This window comes from Coprococcus sp. AM97-35 (assembly GCF_027697525.1).
GTDB classification, from domain to species: Bacteria; Bacillota; Clostridia; order Lachnospirales; family Lachnospiraceae; genus Allocoprococcus; species Allocoprococcus comes.
Genome location: NZ_JAQESL010000003.1, coordinates 185,295 through 200,678 on the forward strand (window position 1 = coordinate 185,295; position 15,384 = coordinate 200,678).

Consider the following 15,384-nt stretch of genomic DNA (forward strand, 5'->3'; position numbering starts at 1 on the left):
TTTCTTTTCGCCTGTAATATTTCAAGTACTGTTCTTTCTTTAGTTTTTCTTCTTCAGGCTTGCAAATACAGACTGCAGAACGATGAAGAAGCAGAGGAGTGCGGAAAGTACGATTCGTACCCACCAGCTTGAAAGTGTTCCCTGTGTAGTGATCAGACTGGAAATCGTTCCTTTGATCAGTACACCGAACAGGGTTCCGAATGGAGTTCCGACACCACCACTAAGTAGTGTACCCCCGATAACGGCTGCTGAAATCGCATCCATCTCAAGACCTTTTGCCTGTTCTACGAATCCGGCACAGCTGTTCATACAGAAAAGGAATCCGCCGAGTCCTGCAAGAAAGCCGTCCAGAAGGTATGCAGCCATTTTTGTTCTCTTAACATTCAGTCCCATCATAAGTGCACTCTGTTCATTTCCACCGATCGCATATACAGAACGTCCGAATTTTGTATACTTCATAACGATTATGATTACGATCAGAACGATGATTGCAATGATAACTGTCGGATAAATATATGCCGGGAGGAATTTTCCCCTCTTACTGTAAGAACCAAACGGCATGTAAATTTTGTATTTAGCCCATGCCATGAAAGTTGCATTTTTGATAGAAATCATATCTGTACTGATGATTGATGTCATACCACGTCCAAAGAACATACCTGCCAGTGTTACAATGAATGGCTGGATCTCCAGATAAGATACCAGGAATCCCTGAACCAGACCAAAGAGAAGTCCGATCACCAGTGCCATAAGAAGTGCGGTATAAGCGCTTGCACCGTGATTTTCCATCTGGTTTGCAGCAACCATACATACAAGTGCTGTAACAGAACCAACTGAGATATCGATTCCGGCTGTGATCATAACGATCGTTTCGCCCATCGCGATAACCAGAAGACCTGCATTGGAAATGAACAGATTCAGGAACATCTGCGGTTTTGCAAAACCTTTGTCGTTAAATACGATCATACCTGCTGCGTACATTACAACAAACAGTAAAATTGTAATCATAAGGAGGAATGTCGTTCCGTTAATTTTCTTTTTTGTTCCGGATACTTTTGCTTTCATTAGTTAGCTCCTCCTTTCACTGCAGCCTTTGATGTTCTTTTTTCTTTCTGCACTGCAATAAATTTCTTGAATACCGGGCTCTGAAGGACAACGATGACTACAACAACGATTGCCTTGTAGACCGGAAGCTGATCGGCTGATACATTCAATCCGTAAAGAACAGTTGTAAGTGCCTGGATTGTATAAGCTCCGATCACAGATCCCATCAGGCTGAACTTACCACCACCAAGGGCATTTCCACCAAGGGCAACTGCAAGGATGGCATCCATTTCAAGGTTCAGACCAATGTTGTTGGCATCTGCTGAGTAGATACGGCTGGAAGCCACAAATCCTGCAACACCTGCAAGTACACCACAGATCAGGTAAGTAAGGAACTTGATCATGGTTGAATTAAGTCCGACCAGTCTGGATGCGGTTCCGTTAATACCAACGCTCTCGATATAAAGTCCAAGAGCTGTCTTTTTCAAAATAACATATGCAATGATAACTACGATAATTGCAATTACAACTGGCATCGGAATCGGGAATTTTCCGACATAGCTTCCGAATACCTGATAAGATTTCACACGGATATATGTAATCTGTCCGTCTGTGATCAGCTGGGCGATACCACGTCCTGCTGTGTAAAGGATCAATGTCGCAACCATCGGCTGAATATTCAGCTTTGCAACCAGAAATCCGTTAAATGCACCGCAGATTCCTGAAGCAACCAGTGCTGCAAGGAATGCAACGATAATCGGTGCTGACAGAGAGTTTACAGATACTTCCCCACCGGAAAGGATCTGGCAGCATACGGCTCCTGCGACCGCCATAACAGCTCCGACACTGATGTCCTGTCCTCCGGAAGCTGCTGTAACAAGTGTCATACCAACTGACAAAATAACCAGCTCGGATGCACGGTTGATCACATCGACCGGATATCCGTATGGAACTCCATTCTTAAGAGACATGCTTAAGAAGCCCGGAATTGTAATTGTAGCTACGATAATGATTGCAAGCAGACACACCAGTGGCATGAAAAGCCTCATAGAGGTAAGCTTTTTCCATGTTGATTTATTTGTGCTCATTACTCTTCACCTCCTGCGATTGCTTTCATGATACCTTCCTGTGATAATTCATCACCGGAAATTTCTCCAACCTTCTTACCGTCTCGCATAACTGCCATACGTGAACAGGTACGGAGCATTTCTTCTACTTCTGAAGAAATAAATGCAACCGCCATTCCCTGATCTGCAAGATCAAGTACCAGTTTCTGGATCTCTGTCTTGGTTCCGATATCAATACCTCTTGTAGGTTCATCCAGGATCAGGAAATCCGGATTGGTAAGAAGCCATCTACCAATGATAACCTTCTGCTGGTTACCACCTGACAGACTCTTGATCGGAGTTTCACGGCTTGCTGTCTTAATCTGAAGCATCTTAATATATTTATCTGCTGCTTCATCCATTTCTTTTCTGCTCATTGGATGGAACATACCTTTTTTCGCCTGAAGTGCGATAATAATATTTTCACGGACAGACAGATCTGCGATGATACCATCTTTCTTTCTGTCTTCCGGAAGATATGCCATACCAAGCTTCATTGCATCGATCGGAGCATGAATCTTCACTTCTTTTCCGTTAACTTTCAGTTTACCGGAATCCGCTTTATCAGCTCCATAAATTGCACGGACAAGTTCCGAACGTCCGGATCCAAGAAGCCCTGTAAATCCGACAACCTCACCTTTGTTGATCGTCATATCAAACGGTTTGATCGTTCCTTTATGGCTAAGTCCTTCTGCCTCGATAACCGGGATGAATTCTTTGAGTTCTGCATGATCTCCCTTGATATCTGCAAGATCATCAAAGTCTTTACCCATCATCTTGGCAACAAGCATAACTCTTGGCAGATCTTTGACTTCGTATTCGCCAACCAGTTCCCCATTTCGTAAAACTGTGATTCTGTCACAGACCTCATATACCTGTTCCAGGAAGTGTGTTACGAAAATAATACCTACACCTTCATCTTTCAGTCTGTTCATCAGTTTGAACAGTTTTGCAACCTCATCATCGTCCAGAGATGAAGTTGGCTCATCAAGGATCAGAACCTTACATTTCATATCAACTGCACGTGCGATTGCGATCATCTGCTGTCTTGCCAGAGAAACCTCTTCCAGCTTCTGGGTAGCTGAAGCATCAATTTCAAGACTCTTAAGCAATTCTGTTGCACGTTTGTTCATTGTACGCCAGTCAATAAATCCTGCTTTTCTTGGTTCGCGTCCAATAAACAGATTTTCTGCCACCGTCAGGTTCGGACAAAGGTTAACTTCCTGATATACAGTACTGATACCATTGTTCTGTGCGTCCTGAGGTGATTTATTAATAATCGGACCGTCTTTTCCATCCAGACGGATCTCGCCATTTTCAAATTCATGTACACCGGTAAGAACCTTGATCAGTGTAGATTTACCTGCACCGTTCTCACCCATCAGAGCGTGAATTTCGCCCTTGCGAAGTGTAAAATCAACATGCTGCAATGCTTTTACACCGGGAAATGTCTTGGAAATATCCCGCATTGTAAGTACAACATTACCCTCCATACTCTTCCACCTGCTTTCCTTTTTTCAATAAAGAGGGCGTAGTATAAATATCCGGCACATTCCGATTATTATCTACCACGCCTCTCTATTCATCCACCCTTATGTGTCTGTCAAATTATATATCCGACTTTCCTAATGCATTTTAGTATGCACGTTTGTCAAGAATATCCTGTGTAAGTGGTGTTACATCAAAATCTTTTTCTTCGTCTAAGCTGTTTGTAGCTTTTACAGATTTAACTGTGTCATCATGAGCAAAGATTTCTTCATCTACATAGTTCAGTTTATCAACGTCTTCGCCAGCTTCAAGTTTTTTGATAAGTTCTTCAGCACGTGGTCCGTGAAGTGGGTTACACTCTACATCGCATTCGATCTTTCCATCAAGAACATCCTGAAGTCCTGCATGTGTTGTATCGAAAGAAATTACCATGATTTCGCCGTTAGCGATATCAGATCCAACTGTCTTACCTGCTGCTTCGATTGCATCGATTGCTCCGAATGCTTCGTTATCGTTCTCGCAGTATACTACGTTGATGTTGTCATACTGTTTCAGCATAGACTCCATAACTTCCTGACCTTTAGCCTGTGTAAATTCACCTGTCTGCTGAGCTACAAGATCCCATCCGTATTTGTCAACGCCTTCTTCAAGACCTTTTGTACGTCCGATCTGAGCTGTAGATCCGATTGTTCCCTGGATATCAGCGATATGGATATCAGATGCTGCGATTCCTTTTGCTTCTGCAAATCCGTTCAGCCATTCAGCTGCTTTACGACCTTCACAAAGAGCATCGGTTCCGATCCATGTTGTGTAAAGGCTGTCATCAGATACATCAACCATACGGTCAACGATGATTACCGGGATGTCTGCATCTTTTGCTTCCTGAAGAACTGTATCCCATCCTGTCTCTGTAACAGGTGCAAGAAGAATGTAATCAACCTCCTGCTGGATGAAGTTACGGATTGCTGTGATCTGGTTTTCCTGTTTCTGCTGAGCATCATCAAAGATCAGGTCATATCCGTTTTCTTTGCTGAATGTGTCTTTCATTGACTGAGAGTTTGCTGTACGCCAGTCAGATTCTGCACCTACCTGTGAGAAGCCTACTGTGATCACATCATCGGATGAGCTTGATGAATCACTGCTCTTGTCGCTGCTGTCAGATCCTTTGCTTCCACCACATCCAACTGCTAAAGCTGCTGTCATCGCTGCACATAACAATACTGCTAACACTTTTCTTTTTTTCATTTTACATGTTCCTCCTTCATTGGGTTTTCTTAACCTCTTGATGTACTTATAATAATAAAATTTTCATACTTTTAATACGGAAAATCTTCCTCTTTTGGTAGAATATTTTCTGCTTTTCCGTGAAAAAGTTAGTTTTTTTATGATGGAAGTTGAATATTTTTAGCTGCTATGATGATCGTTGCATTTGTGCCTTCATTTTCCTTGCTTTCAAAGAACACTCCGTATTCTTCCCCGTAATAATACTTGATTCTCTGGTTCACATTCGATACACCAAAGCCCTTCGCTTCATCTCCTGTATCCGTCCCTGCCATCTTTTTCCGGAGACTGTTCAGTTCTTCCTCTGTCATACCTTTTCCATTGTCAATGACCTGGAAAATGATTTTATCTCCCTGCTTTTTACCGGTAATCAGGATTTTACCTTTCCCCCGCTTATTCTTAATTCCATGATAAAGCGCATTTTCGACAAGAGGCTGCAGTGTAAGCTTCGGTATAATGTAGCCGTAGATCTCCTCATCCATCTGGATCTCATAGTCCAGAATATCCTGATAGCGGAACTGCTGGATCTCCAGATAGCTCTCAATATGCGTCCGCTCTTCTTTCACTGTAATATAATCATGTCCTTTGCTTAAGGTTGTGCGGAAAAAATCAGAGAGCGAGGTTACCATTTTCACAACCTCTGCACTTTTATTTTCCTCAGCAAGCCAGACAATGGCATCAAGAGTATTGTAAAGGAAATGTGGATTGATCTGTTCCTGCAGAAGTCGGTTCTCAATAATTCTGAGATTTTCCTGTTTTTTCCGGATATCATCTACCAGAATCCCGATTTCCTCTGTCATATCGTTAAAGCTCCGCGTGAGCACCGCAATCTCGTCCCCTGCTTCGACCTGTGTTTTTACAGAGAAATCACCACCGGCAACCTTCTCTGTCAGATCACACAGATCGCGGATCGGTCTTGTCACACTTCGTGCTGCTCGTCCACTGAGCAGCAGGGAAATACTCATCGCAACAATTGCTACTCCGACCGCCAAAATGGTCGAATTACGGTTATTCCGGTTCAGTTCCGTCTGTACAGTCACAAAATTGGAAGTTTCCAGATAGACATAGTCCTGGATTCCGGTCTGTACCAGTGTCGTCAGATCTTTGACATTACTGTTAAAATATTCCATTCTCTCATCATAAGAAGTCCGTTCTTTAATCTGTTTATCCAGATCCTGTACACAAAAACGGAGTGAAGACAGTGAATTTTTAATACGTCCCGCCTGTGACTGGGTGAGCGGAACCGTCGCATTTTGCACCATCTTATCACACGCCTCTTCCATCTCCGTAATATAGTCGTATGGATTCACCGTCACTACTCCATTTACCGTTGTAACTCCATCTCCGACCTCCTTAAGCTGCTTATTACTTACCACAGCAAGATACACACTATAGTCCAGCCGACTTTTAAAGTCTTTCACATAACGGTTGGCATAGGCAATACTTTTTGTAATCTCAGAATAAGCTGATGCCGCATTATTTAAAGACACGATCAAATAGGCGGCCAGAATTACCATTGGCAGAAATGCTGACAGCGAAATGGAAAGCAGTTTCTTATTGATCGACCAGTTCTTATATTTCACCTTCATATTTTATCCCCTTCCTCTTGAACGGAATTCCTTCGGCGAACATCCCTGTGTCTTTTTGAATATATAGCTGAAATAATGGGAATCTTTGTATCCCACCTCATATCCGATGTCCGATGTCCTCTTATCCGAACACATCAGAAGCTCTTTTGCTTTTTCCATACGAACACCCGTCAGATATTCTACAAAGGTTGAGCCAACCTCCTGACTAAACAAAGAGCTGAAATAGCTCGGACTGATGTTGACGCTCGAAGCCACCAGGTTCAGTGAAATATTCTCTGACATATAATTTTGTCCGATATAATCTCTCGCTTTTTCAATAATTTCTGAATAGCGTCTGCCCGATGCCTGCTCTCTTAACCGGATCATTCGTCTGACTATATTTTCCAGGTACTTCCTCGTTGCCTCCAGTTCCTGCACATACTGCGATACCTCCTGCACATCGCCAAGCTCTCTTTCAATATCTTCTTTTTCAATGTTCAAACTGTCTCCCAGACTTTGGACGCTGATAAAAGTATCCATTACAATATACTGTCTCAACATCATCGACTGCAGGTTCTGCTCACCAATTGCATCAAAATATGCATCCATAAAGCTTTTTACTTCATTTTCCGTTCCTGTCTTCAGGAAACGCTCCAGCATTTTCCGGTTCTCCGCCATGGTTCCGAGTCTGTGCATCTCAACGTCATTCTGAACCCCCATTTGATGAACCTCTGAATAACTCACAAACTGTCTCAAACTTCTTGAAAAACGCTCTGCAAAGGCTCTGTTTGCATCATTGTAGGATCTTTTAATCTCACTGAACCTCCCCACCTGACTTCCAATTCCTCCAAAATATTCCAGATTTTTATATTTTTCCAGAACTTTTTCCAGATCTTCCCTAAATGTCTGAGCTCTCGCAGTCAGTTCTTCACCAACAGCTCCCTGTGCAATAAATCCCCATCCTTCTACACCTCTCCGGAACCACAGGAGCTTTTCTGTCTGCTCACTCAGATTTTCTATATCTTCAGTTGCACTTACAATATCCTCGCTATAATCCATCGGATGATCGATCATAATGATCTTAAAGAGGATCACACAATATCCCTCTGCACTGATTTCAATTCCCAGCTGCTTTCCCTGCTCCAGACATTCTCCAAATGGCATACTTCCTGCAAACACCTGATTGAAAAACTGAAACTTTTCACTTTCTTTGTTTTCCTGCATTTCACGGGCATATTGATTCATCTGCTCTTTTTCACTTTGCTCTTTCCGGATTTCTTCTGCTACTTTGTTAACTGCATCCAACAATTTTTCTGAAGAAATTGGCTTCAGAAGGTAATCGGTTACACCAATCTTAATCGCCATCTTTGCATAATCAAACTCATTATATCCACTCAGAATCATGATTTTCGTAGCCGGAAGTACTTTTTAACCTGCTCACTGAGTTCCAGTCCATCCATAAAAGGCATCTTAATATCCGTGATCAGGATGTCTGGTTTCTTTTCAAGAATCATCGGTAACGCAAGTTCTCCATCACTTGCCTCTCCGACAAAGTCATATCCATGCATTTCCCAATTAATACTGTTCTTGATCCCATTTCTGATAATAATTTCATCTTCAACCAAAAATACTTTTATCATTCTTCTTCCTGCCTTTAATATGTTCTGTTTTCTATAATTTCATCCAAATCCATAGTTCCATCAAAATATGTTTCTTCCACGTATTGTTCCTTATCAATAGAAATATCCGATTCCAGTCTCTGGATCAGTTCTGCCGCTTTCGGTCCCTGGCCCGGATTGCATTCAAAGGTTACATTCAATTTACCTTCTTTTACAGCTTCGATCCCCGCTTTGCTTCCACCAAATGAAATCACAATAATATCTCCATCCTCTCCACAGGTCTTTCCTGATTTCCCGATCGCATCGATGGCTCCCAGTGCCATCTCGTCACTCTCAGCAAACACTACCCGTAAATCCGGTTCCTGCTCAAGAAATAGTTTCATGACTTTCTCTGCCTCTTCTCTGGAATTGTCACCGGTCTGTTGTGCCACCATCTCCCAGTCCGAATACCTTTCCAGCATAGTCTGATATCCCTGCGCTCTCATCAGCTGCTCCTCCGAGCCGATGGATTCCTGAATCGCGGCGATCTTGATGGTAATGTCTTCTTCTGTCTGCTCCTCCTCTGTCGAATCCGTCTCATCCTTCGCCGTTGAACTGCTTTTCATAATTTTATCAAAAATGGATGCACTGCTATCTGTCGCTTTTGAACTGTCTGTATTTACTTCCGTATCTTCACTGTCCGTCTGTTCCGATTCTTCCTGAGTCGGTGCCTCAGAAGCCGCCTTTTCTTTCTCTGCCTTTTTCTCGTCCTCTTCTTTCAGATATTCATCCAACCATTTTCCTGCCTTTTTCATCTGTTTTCCGTAATCACTTCCAAGCATGCACGAATACAGACTGCTGTCATCCGTATCTACACCGTTATTCACAAGGATTATAGGAATATGTGCCTTTTTTGCATCTTCCAGCACATCATCCCAGCCAATTTCAGAAATCGGATTCAGAATGATATAGTCCACACCCTGTTTTATAAATCCTTCCACATCTTCAATCTGTTTTTCCTGATCGCTACCTGCATCTGCATACACCGCTTCATAACCGTTTGATTTGACAAATGTATCCATAAAAGACGCTGTATTTGCATCCTTCCATGAGCTTTCTTCTCCACTCTGTGAAATTCCCACTGTGATCAGATAATCGAACTCGCTTTGCAGATTATCCCCATTTCTTGTCTCTCCTGTAAATAAAGAAAGTGCAAATGTACCCGCCGATACAATCAATATCAATACTGCCGCAACCTTTAAAATAAATCGCCCTACACGTCCCATGTCGTTCCTCCTTCACGTCTGTTAAAGGACATTCTTTTCAGATGTTTTCTATTATACACTGACTTTTATCAGAAAGAAAGGTAGAAATCGAGCAGACCAACTCACTATATACACAAAAAAACCACAGGCATAAATGCCTGTGGCTTTCGATCTCATTTGATTATACAAGCTCAAGAATAACTTCCATTGCAGCGTCACCTTTACGCTGTCCAATTTTGATGATTCTTGTATATCCGCCGTTGCGGTCTGCATACTTCGGAGCGATCTCTGTAAACAGTTTGTCTACCAGATCAACTTCTTTTGTATTTTTCTTCTTTCCAGCTGCAGCAGTCGGAACTTCTGTTACAGGGTAAAGTACTTTCAGCATCTGACGTCTTGCATGAAGTCTTGACGGATTGTCTTTTTTGATTGTCTTTTCAACTTCTTCGTATACAGTAACTTTCTTACCATCTACTACTTCTTTAACTCTCTTGCCTTCTGCATCTTTCTTAGCAACTTTAGCTTTGATTGTAACTTCTTCGAAGTTATCTTTTTCTTTTACAGCTGAAGCGATAAGACCTTCTGCGATCTTACGGATTTCTTTAGCTTTAGCTTCTGTTGTTCTGATTTTTCCGTGCTGAAGAAGCATTGTTACCTGATTTCTCAGTAATGCTTTTCTCTGACTTGCTGTTCTTCCAAGTTTTCTATACTTTGCCATTTTTTTATCCTCCATTATTCGGGACATACCGGCATGCACCTTCGGTCTTACTGCGGATATGCCATCTGGTTATGCTTTCATCGGGCTTACTAGCCAGATCGTGTGTCAGTGTTTCTGCCTGTATTCACATGCGAAACGGGAACTCCTTATTCGTCTCCCTGGCTGAGTTCAAGACCAAGTTCTTTTAATTTAGCAAGAACTTCTTCAAGAGATTTACGTCCAAGGTTACGAACTTTCATCATATCTTCTGATGTTCTGTTTGTAAGTTCTTCTACAGTATTGATTCCTGCTCTCTTCAGACAGTTATATGAACGAACAGAAAGTTCAAGTTCATCAATACTCATTTCAAGAACTTTTTCTTTTTCATCGTCTTCCTTTTCAATCATAACTTCCGCTGACTGAGCAACTTCAGAAAGATCAATAAAGAGCTTGAGATGTTCATTTAATACTTTTGCAGCAAGGCTGACTGCTTCATCCGGTGCAAGAGTACCATTTGTATAAACATCAAGTGTGAGTTTATCATAATCGGTAATCTGTCCGACACGAGTATTCTGAACTGTAAGATTTACACGCTCAACCGGTGTATAGATAGAGTCGATCGGAATCACACCAATCGGCATATCTTCTGTCTTATTCTTATCAGAACCTACATATCCTCTTCCCTTTGTGATAGTCAGTTCCATATAAAGCTTGCTGTCTGCACCGCCGTTAAGTGTAGCGATTACAGTTTCCGGATTCATGATTTCAATATCAGAATCTGCCTGAATATCAGCAGCTGTAACTACGCCCTCTCCCTCAAATTCGATGTAAGCTGTTTTCGGCTCATCTGTCTCGGAAGAATTCTTAATTGCGAGTGTTTTTAAGTTCATGATAATTTCAGTTACGTCTTCCTTTACGCCCGGAATAGAACTGAACTCATGCAATACTCCGTCGATTTTAATCTGGCTGATTGCAGCTCCCGGCAGAGAAGAAAGCATAATCCTTCTCAGAGAGTTTCCAAGTGTTGTACCATATCCTCTTTCAAGTGGTTCTACAACAAATCTGCCATACTTCTTATCATCTGAAATTTCTGCAATTTCAATATTAGGTTTATTAAAATCAAACACTATTTTGGTCCCTCCTTATGGGTTTTTGTATGTTGAGGGTGTCAGTTTTTGTCCTGTTTTCGATAAAAAACAGGATATTTCCTAACAGAACCTTAACGAACCCAGAAATCAGGTTCGTTAAGTATTGCATTTTATATGAATGCGTTCTATTTAGAATATAACTCGACGATCATCATTTCGTCAACTGGAACATCGATTGCTTCACGAGTAGGAAGTTCTTTAACTGTTCCTTTCAGGTTTTCGATATCTGATTCAAGCCATTCCGGAACAAGACGTCCACCTGTAACTTCTACGATATCTTTGTATCTCTGTGAAGATTTTTTACCTTCTTTAATCTCGATCACATCACCTGCTTTAATGAGGTAAGAAGGGATGTTAACCTGTTTTCCGTTAACAAGAACCTGTTTGTGATCAACGATCTGTCTTGCTTCACGTCTTGTTCTTGCAAATCCAAGACGGAATACTACGTTATCCAGTCTTGATTCAAGAAGAACCATCAGGTTTTCACCTGTCATTCCGCTCATCTGATCTGCTTTCTTGAAGTAGTTCAGGAACGGTTTTTCTAATACACCATAGATGAATTTAGCTTTCTGCTTTTCACGCAACTGAAGACCATACTCGCTCATTTTTCTATTGGATCTCTTTAACTGTCTGTTAGACTTTTTATCAATTCCAAGATATACCGGATCCATTCCAAGGGAACGGCATCTTTTAAGAACCGGGACTCTATTTACTGCCATGTTCGTATCCTCCTATAATAATTCGACTAGACTCTTCTTCTCTTCGGCGGGCGGCATCCATTGTGTGGTACCGGTGTTACGTCTCTGATGCTTGTTACATCAATTCCGCATGCCTGAAGAGCACGGATTGCTGCTTCTCTTCCTGAACCTGGTCCTTTTACGAATACGTCTACTGATTTAAGACCATGCGGCAGAGCTGCTTTAGCTGCTGTTTCAGCTGCCATCTGAGCTGCGTATGGAGTAGATTTTCTTGAACCTCTAAAACCAAGACCACCGGCACTTGCCCATGATAAAGCATTTCCCTGTGCATCTGTCAAAGTAACGATTGTATTATTGAAAGATGACTGGATATGTGCCTGTCCGCGTTCAACGTTTTTCTTGACACGTTTTTTTGTCACTTTTTTTGTAACTTTCTTAGCCATTTAAACTAACCTACACTTTCCTTTTTATTATTTGTCGAAATTATTTCTTCTTGTTTGCTACTGTTCTCTTAGGACCTTTTCTTGTTCTTGCATTGGTCTTTGTCTTCTGACCACGAACCGGAAGTCCTTTTCTGTGACGGATTCCTCTATAGCATCCGATTTCCTGAAGTCTCTTGATGTTAAGAGCGATCTCTCTTCTAAGATCACCTTCAACTGTCTGAGTTTCATCGATCACTGCACTGATCTTTTTAACTTCGTCGTCTGTAAGATCTCTGCAGCGAGTATCAGGATTAACTCCTGCTTCTGCGAGAATACGGGTTGCACTTGTTCTTCCGATTCCATAGATATAAGTCAATCCGATTTCTACACGTTTGTCTCTTGGTAAATCTACACCTGCAATACGAGCCATTTGTGATTTCCTCCATTTTCTTTCTTTTTTTGGTTTCACATTGTCCTATAATGAGGCTGCGGGCATCCCGTTATCAAAAAGAGCCCTACCGGACTTTTCAAAATGTATCCAATGCCTCAGACACGTCCGATATCCCAGCCCAGATGCGGTTCGGTATCCGCATCCTTTCCGGCAACCGATCTCTCGGCTAATGACCGCCGGTTTTTAAGCAATATACTAGAAACCACTTGCCCGTGGTGTTCATGTATATTAAATAGTGGATAACGCTCTACACACACCCTGGCGTATCCTCTATCAGCCGCCTAATTAAGTTTACATAAATCTGTCTTTCGCTGCTCCGTGCGCCTAAGTTCCTCTGTCGCCTACGGCTCGTCGTCACTAAGGCTTGGGAGCGGTCTTCTCATTAAATTCAAGCTGCGCCTGTGGCTTGCTTTCATTAAGTGTTCAGAACCTATCCCTGACGCTGTTTATGTTTCGGATTCTCGCAGATAATTCTGACGCTTCCTTTTCTCTTGATAACTTTGCATTTTTCGCAAATCGGTTTTACTGATGATCTAACCTTCACGTCAAATCCTCCTTTCATACCTTGCCTGGTCTGCATTTTCCCCCTGTGCGCAGAAAAAATCCTTCGCACAGTTCGCATAAAATTATATCACCTGGGTTTTGTTTTTGTCAAGTAATATTTTATTTATCTCTCCAGATAATTCTTCCTTTAGATAAATCGTATGGTGACAGTTCCAGAGTAACTTTGTCACCCGGTAAAATTTTGATAAAGTTCATACGCAGCTTTCCGCTGATATGTGCAAGTACCTGATGTCCATTTTCCAGTTCTACCTGAAACATGGCATTCGGAAGTTTTTCTACTACTGTTCCTTCGATTTCAATTACATCTGCTTTAGACATTTATTTGTCCTCCTTCTTTTCTGACATCTTATATTCTTTTAATATCCGTTTCAGCTTTACATCATCCGCTTCGGAAATCTCATGCTGTTCTCTAATGAGCTGTACATGTTTCTTTTTCTTTTTCTTTGGACTCTGAAGCGTTTTCCTCTCCCCGTCTGCAAGATATGTAAACTGTTCATCCAGTCCGACGATCACGTATACCTTATCTTTATCATGACCGGCCAGAGATTTCGCAAGCATTCCTGTTTCCCATCTATCCATTTTCTGTTCCTCTGTTCTGTTATACATTTCCATCTGCAATCGACAGGATCTTCGGTTCGTCTTTTGTGATCAGAATTGTATTTTCATAATGTGCTGATTCTTTTCTGTCTGCCGTCACCACCGTCCAGTTATCACTCATCCAGCGAATCCGCTCTGTTCCGAGATTGACCATCGGCTCAATTGCCAGTGTCATTCCGGCTTTCAGCTTCGGTCCTCTTCTTCGCATCTGGAAATTCGGAATTTCCGGTGATTCATGAAGACTGGTCCCGATTCCATGTCCGCACAGTTCCCTGACAACACCATATCCAAAGCTTTCCGCATAATCACCGATTGCTCGGGATATATCATATAGATGATTGCCTTCTTTTGCGAACTTTATTCCTTCGAAGAAGCTTTCCCTCGTTACATCGATCAGTTTCTGAAGATCCGGTCTGATCTCACCGATAGCATGTGTCCTTGCAGCATCGGAATGATAACCTTTGTAGATCACTCCTGCGTCCAGGCTCACAATGTCACCTTCTTTTATGAGGTGCTTTGCTGACGGAATCCCATGAACGATTTCATCATTTACAGAAACACAGATAGACGCCGGATATCCATTGTAATTCAGAAAAGAAGGTTCGCAGCCATAGCTGCGAATAACTTCTTCACCTAATGCATCGATATCCAGTGTACTCATTCCTGGTTTTAATGCCTTCTCCAGTTCCTTATGTACGATCCCCAGAATCCTTCCGGCTTCTGTCATCAGTTCAATTTCTCTTTCTGATTTAATCGTAATCGGCATCTGTTACTCTCCTAATATAGAAACAATGGCTCCGAATACATCTTCCATATCCACTGTTCCATCAACGCTTTTCAGAATTCCCGCTTTTGTATAATAATCGATCAGCGGCTGTGTCTGATCATGATATACATGCAGCCTCTTTTCAACTGTCTCCGGTTTGTCATCATCACGAAGGATCAGTTCTCCTCCGCAGACATCACAGATTCCGTCTTTCTTTGGTGCAGCATATACAAGATGGTAAGTTGCGCCACATCCTACACATGCGCGTCTTCCACCCATACGCTTTACAATATTTTCGTCCGGAACATCTACATCGATTGCATAGTCCATCTTCTGTCCCTTCGCTTCCAGTGCCTTATCAAGCGCCTCAGCCTGTGGAATTGTACGTGGAAAACCGTCCAGTACATATCCCTTCGTACAGTCATCCTGACTCACACGGTCTACAACAAGATCTACGACCAATTCATCCGGAACAAGAAGTCCCTGATCCATATAAGTCTTCGCTTTCTTTCCAAGTTCAGTTCCGTTCTTAATATTTGCGCGGAAAATATCTCCTGTTGAAATATGAGGAATTCCGTACTTAGCGGCAATTTTTTTTGCCTGTGTACCTTTTCCTGCACCAGGAGCACCTAACATAATGATTTTCATTTTACTATTCCTCCTTCAAATGTCATAATGGCAAAAGAGCCCG

At 42.1% G+C, this 15,384-nt stretch carries 16 protein-coding genes and 1 pseudogene; all 17 read right to left on the bottom strand.

Annotated features, from left to right (window positions below):
* Nucleotides 1-39: 39 nt before the first annotated feature.
* The 17 genes and pseudogenes from PG840_RS04350 to PG840_RS04435 all read right to left on the bottom strand — a co-directional run bounded on the left by PG840_RS04350 (nt 40) and on the right by PG840_RS04435 (nt 15,341).
* Complete coding sequence (locus tag PG840_RS04350) at nt 40-1,065, bottom strand: ABC transporter permease subunit (RefSeq protein ID WP_008372592.1); 1,026 nt, start codon at nt 1,063-1,065, stop codon at nt 40-42.
* On the bottom strand, nt 1,065-2,132 hold the full coding sequence (locus PG840_RS04355) for an ABC transporter permease (RefSeq protein WP_008372590.1): 1,068 nt from the start codon (nt 2,130-2,132) through the stop codon (nt 1,065-1,067). The genes PG840_RS04350 and PG840_RS04355 overlap by 1 nt, the downstream gene beginning before the upstream one ends.
* Nucleotides 2,132-3,643: a sugar ABC transporter ATP-binding protein gene (locus PG840_RS04360; RefSeq protein ID WP_117823726.1), complete on the bottom strand. Its 1,512-nt coding sequence runs from the start codon at nt 3,641-3,643 to the stop codon at nt 2,132-2,134. Before PG840_RS04360 ends, PG840_RS04355 begins: the two co-directional genes overlap by 1 nt.
* 142 nt (nt 3,644-3,785) lie before the next feature.
* Nucleotides 3,786-4,883: an ABC transporter substrate-binding protein gene (locus PG840_RS04365; protein WP_117834863.1), complete on the bottom strand. Its 1,098-nt coding sequence runs from the start codon at nt 4,881-4,883 to the stop codon at nt 3,786-3,788.
* Nucleotides 4,884-5,020: 137 nt separating this feature from the next.
* The gene (locus PG840_RS04370; protein WP_270205611.1) at nt 5,021-6,508 is read right to left on the bottom strand and encodes a sensor histidine kinase; all 1,488 of its coding nucleotides are present in this window, start codon (nt 6,506-6,508) and stop codon (nt 5,021-5,023) included.
* A gap of 3 nt (nt 6,509-6,511) precedes the next feature.
* Nucleotides 6,512-8,127: pseudogene (locus PG840_RS04375) on the bottom strand (response regulator).
* A 14-nt stretch (nt 8,128-8,141) separates the two neighbouring features.
* A complete protein-coding gene (locus PG840_RS04385; RefSeq protein ID WP_270205610.1) occupies nt 8,142-9,371 on the bottom strand; it encodes a substrate-binding domain-containing protein in 1,230 nt (409 codons plus the stop codon).
* Between the two features lie 160 nt (nt 9,372-9,531).
* Nucleotides 9,532-10,068, bottom strand: a complete 537-nt coding sequence (locus PG840_RS04390) for a bL17 family ribosomal protein (RefSeq protein ID WP_022220184.1) — start codon at nt 10,066-10,068, stop codon at nt 9,532-9,534.
* 146 nt (nt 10,069-10,214) lie between these two features.
* Entirely contained in the window at nt 10,215-11,174 is a 960-nt protein-coding gene (locus PG840_RS04395; RefSeq protein WP_008372575.1) for a DNA-directed RNA polymerase subunit alpha, read from the bottom strand.
* Nucleotides 11,175-11,320: 146 nt separating this feature from the next.
* Nucleotides 11,321-11,914 carry a 30S ribosomal protein S4 gene (gene rpsD / locus PG840_RS04400; protein WP_022220185.1) on the bottom strand — a complete coding sequence of 198 codons (594 nt, stop codon included), beginning with the start codon at nt 11,912-11,914 and terminating at the stop codon, nt 11,321-11,323.
* A gap of 26 nt (nt 11,915-11,940) precedes the next feature.
* Nucleotides 11,941-12,336, bottom strand: a complete 396-nt coding sequence (rpsK, locus tag PG840_RS04405; RefSeq protein ID WP_008372572.1) for a 30S ribosomal protein S11 — start codon at nt 12,334-12,336, stop codon at nt 11,941-11,943.
* A 40-nt stretch (nt 12,337-12,376) separates the two neighbouring features.
* Nucleotides 12,377-12,745 carry a 30S ribosomal protein S13 gene (gene rpsM / locus PG840_RS04410; RefSeq protein ID WP_022220186.1) on the bottom strand — a complete coding sequence of 123 codons (369 nt, stop codon included), beginning with the start codon at nt 12,743-12,745 and terminating at the stop codon, nt 12,377-12,379.
* A 451-nt stretch (nt 12,746-13,196) separates the two neighbouring features.
* The gene (gene rpmJ, locus PG840_RS04415) at nt 13,197-13,310 is read right to left on the bottom strand and encodes a 50S ribosomal protein L36 (RefSeq protein WP_005339020.1); all 114 of its coding nucleotides are present in this window, start codon (nt 13,308-13,310) and stop codon (nt 13,197-13,199) included.
* 119 nt (nt 13,311-13,429) lie between these two features.
* Nucleotides 13,430-13,648 (bottom strand): translation initiation factor IF-1, encoded by a 219-nt coding sequence (infA, locus tag PG840_RS04420; RefSeq protein ID WP_004607275.1) that lies wholly within the window; start codon nt 13,646-13,648, stop codon nt 13,430-13,432.
* Nucleotides 13,649-13,909: a KOW domain-containing RNA-binding protein gene (locus PG840_RS04425; protein ID WP_055157816.1), complete on the bottom strand. Its 261-nt coding sequence runs from the start codon at nt 13,907-13,909 to the stop codon at nt 13,649-13,651.
* Nucleotides 13,910-13,928: 19 nt separating this feature from the next.
* Nucleotides 13,929-14,693, bottom strand: coding sequence for a type I methionyl aminopeptidase (gene map / locus PG840_RS04430; RefSeq protein WP_270205609.1), 765 nt, complete (start codon nt 14,691-14,693; stop codon nt 13,929-13,931).
* 3 nt (nt 14,694-14,696) lie between these two features.
* Entirely contained in the window at nt 14,697-15,341 is a 645-nt protein-coding gene (locus PG840_RS04435; RefSeq protein ID WP_022220188.1) for an adenylate kinase, read from the bottom strand.
* Between the last annotated feature and the right edge of the window lie 43 nt (nt 15,342-15,384).

Coding starts and splice junctions, on each gene's coding strand:
- PG840_RS04390 (WP_022220184.1), bottom strand. CDS start 10,068: ATGGCAAAGTATAGAAAACTTGGAAGAACAGCAAGTCAGAGAAAAGCA.
- PG840_RS04425 (WP_055157816.1), bottom strand. CDS start 13,909: ATGGATAGATGGGAAACAGGAATGCTTGCGAAATCTCTGGCCGGTCAT.
- PG840_RS04385 (WP_270205610.1), bottom strand. CDS start 9,371: ATGGGACGTGTAGGGCGATTTATTTTAAAGGTTGCGGCAGTATTGATA.
- PG840_RS04360 (WP_117823726.1), bottom strand. CDS start 3,643: ATGGAGGGTAATGTTGTACTTACAATGCGGGATATTTCCAAGACATTT.
- rpsK (WP_008372572.1), bottom strand. CDS start 12,336: ATGGCTAAGAAAGTTACAAAAAAAGTGACAAAAAAACGTGTCAAGAAA.
- PG840_RS04355 (WP_008372590.1), bottom strand. CDS start 2,132: ATGAGCACAAATAAATCAACATGGAAAAAGCTTACCTCTATGAGGCTT.
- PG840_RS04435 (WP_022220188.1), bottom strand. CDS start 15,341: ATGAAAATCATTATGTTAGGTGCTCCTGGTGCAGGAAAAGGTACACAG.
- PG840_RS04370 (WP_270205611.1), bottom strand. CDS start 6,508: ATGAAGGTGAAATATAAGAACTGGTCGATCAATAAGAAACTGCTTTCC.
- rpsD (WP_022220185.1), bottom strand. CDS start 11,914: ATGGCAGTAAATAGAGTCCCGGTTCTTAAAAGATGCCGTTCCCTTGGA.
- map (WP_270205609.1), bottom strand. CDS start 14,693: ATGCCGATTACGATTAAATCAGAAAGAGAAATTGAACTGATGACAGAA.
- rpsM (WP_022220186.1), bottom strand. CDS start 12,745: ATGGCTCGTATTGCAGGTGTAGATTTACCAAGAGACAAACGTGTAGAA.
- infA (WP_004607275.1), bottom strand. CDS start 13,648: ATGTCTAAAGCAGATGTAATTGAAATCGAAGGAACAGTAGTAGAAAAA.
- PG840_RS04350 (WP_008372592.1), bottom strand. CDS start 1,065: ATGAAAGCAAAAGTATCCGGAACAAAAAAGAAAATTAACGGAACGACA.
- PG840_RS04365 (WP_117834863.1), bottom strand. CDS start 4,883: ATGAAAAAAAGAAAAGTGTTAGCAGTATTGTTATGTGCAGCGATGACA.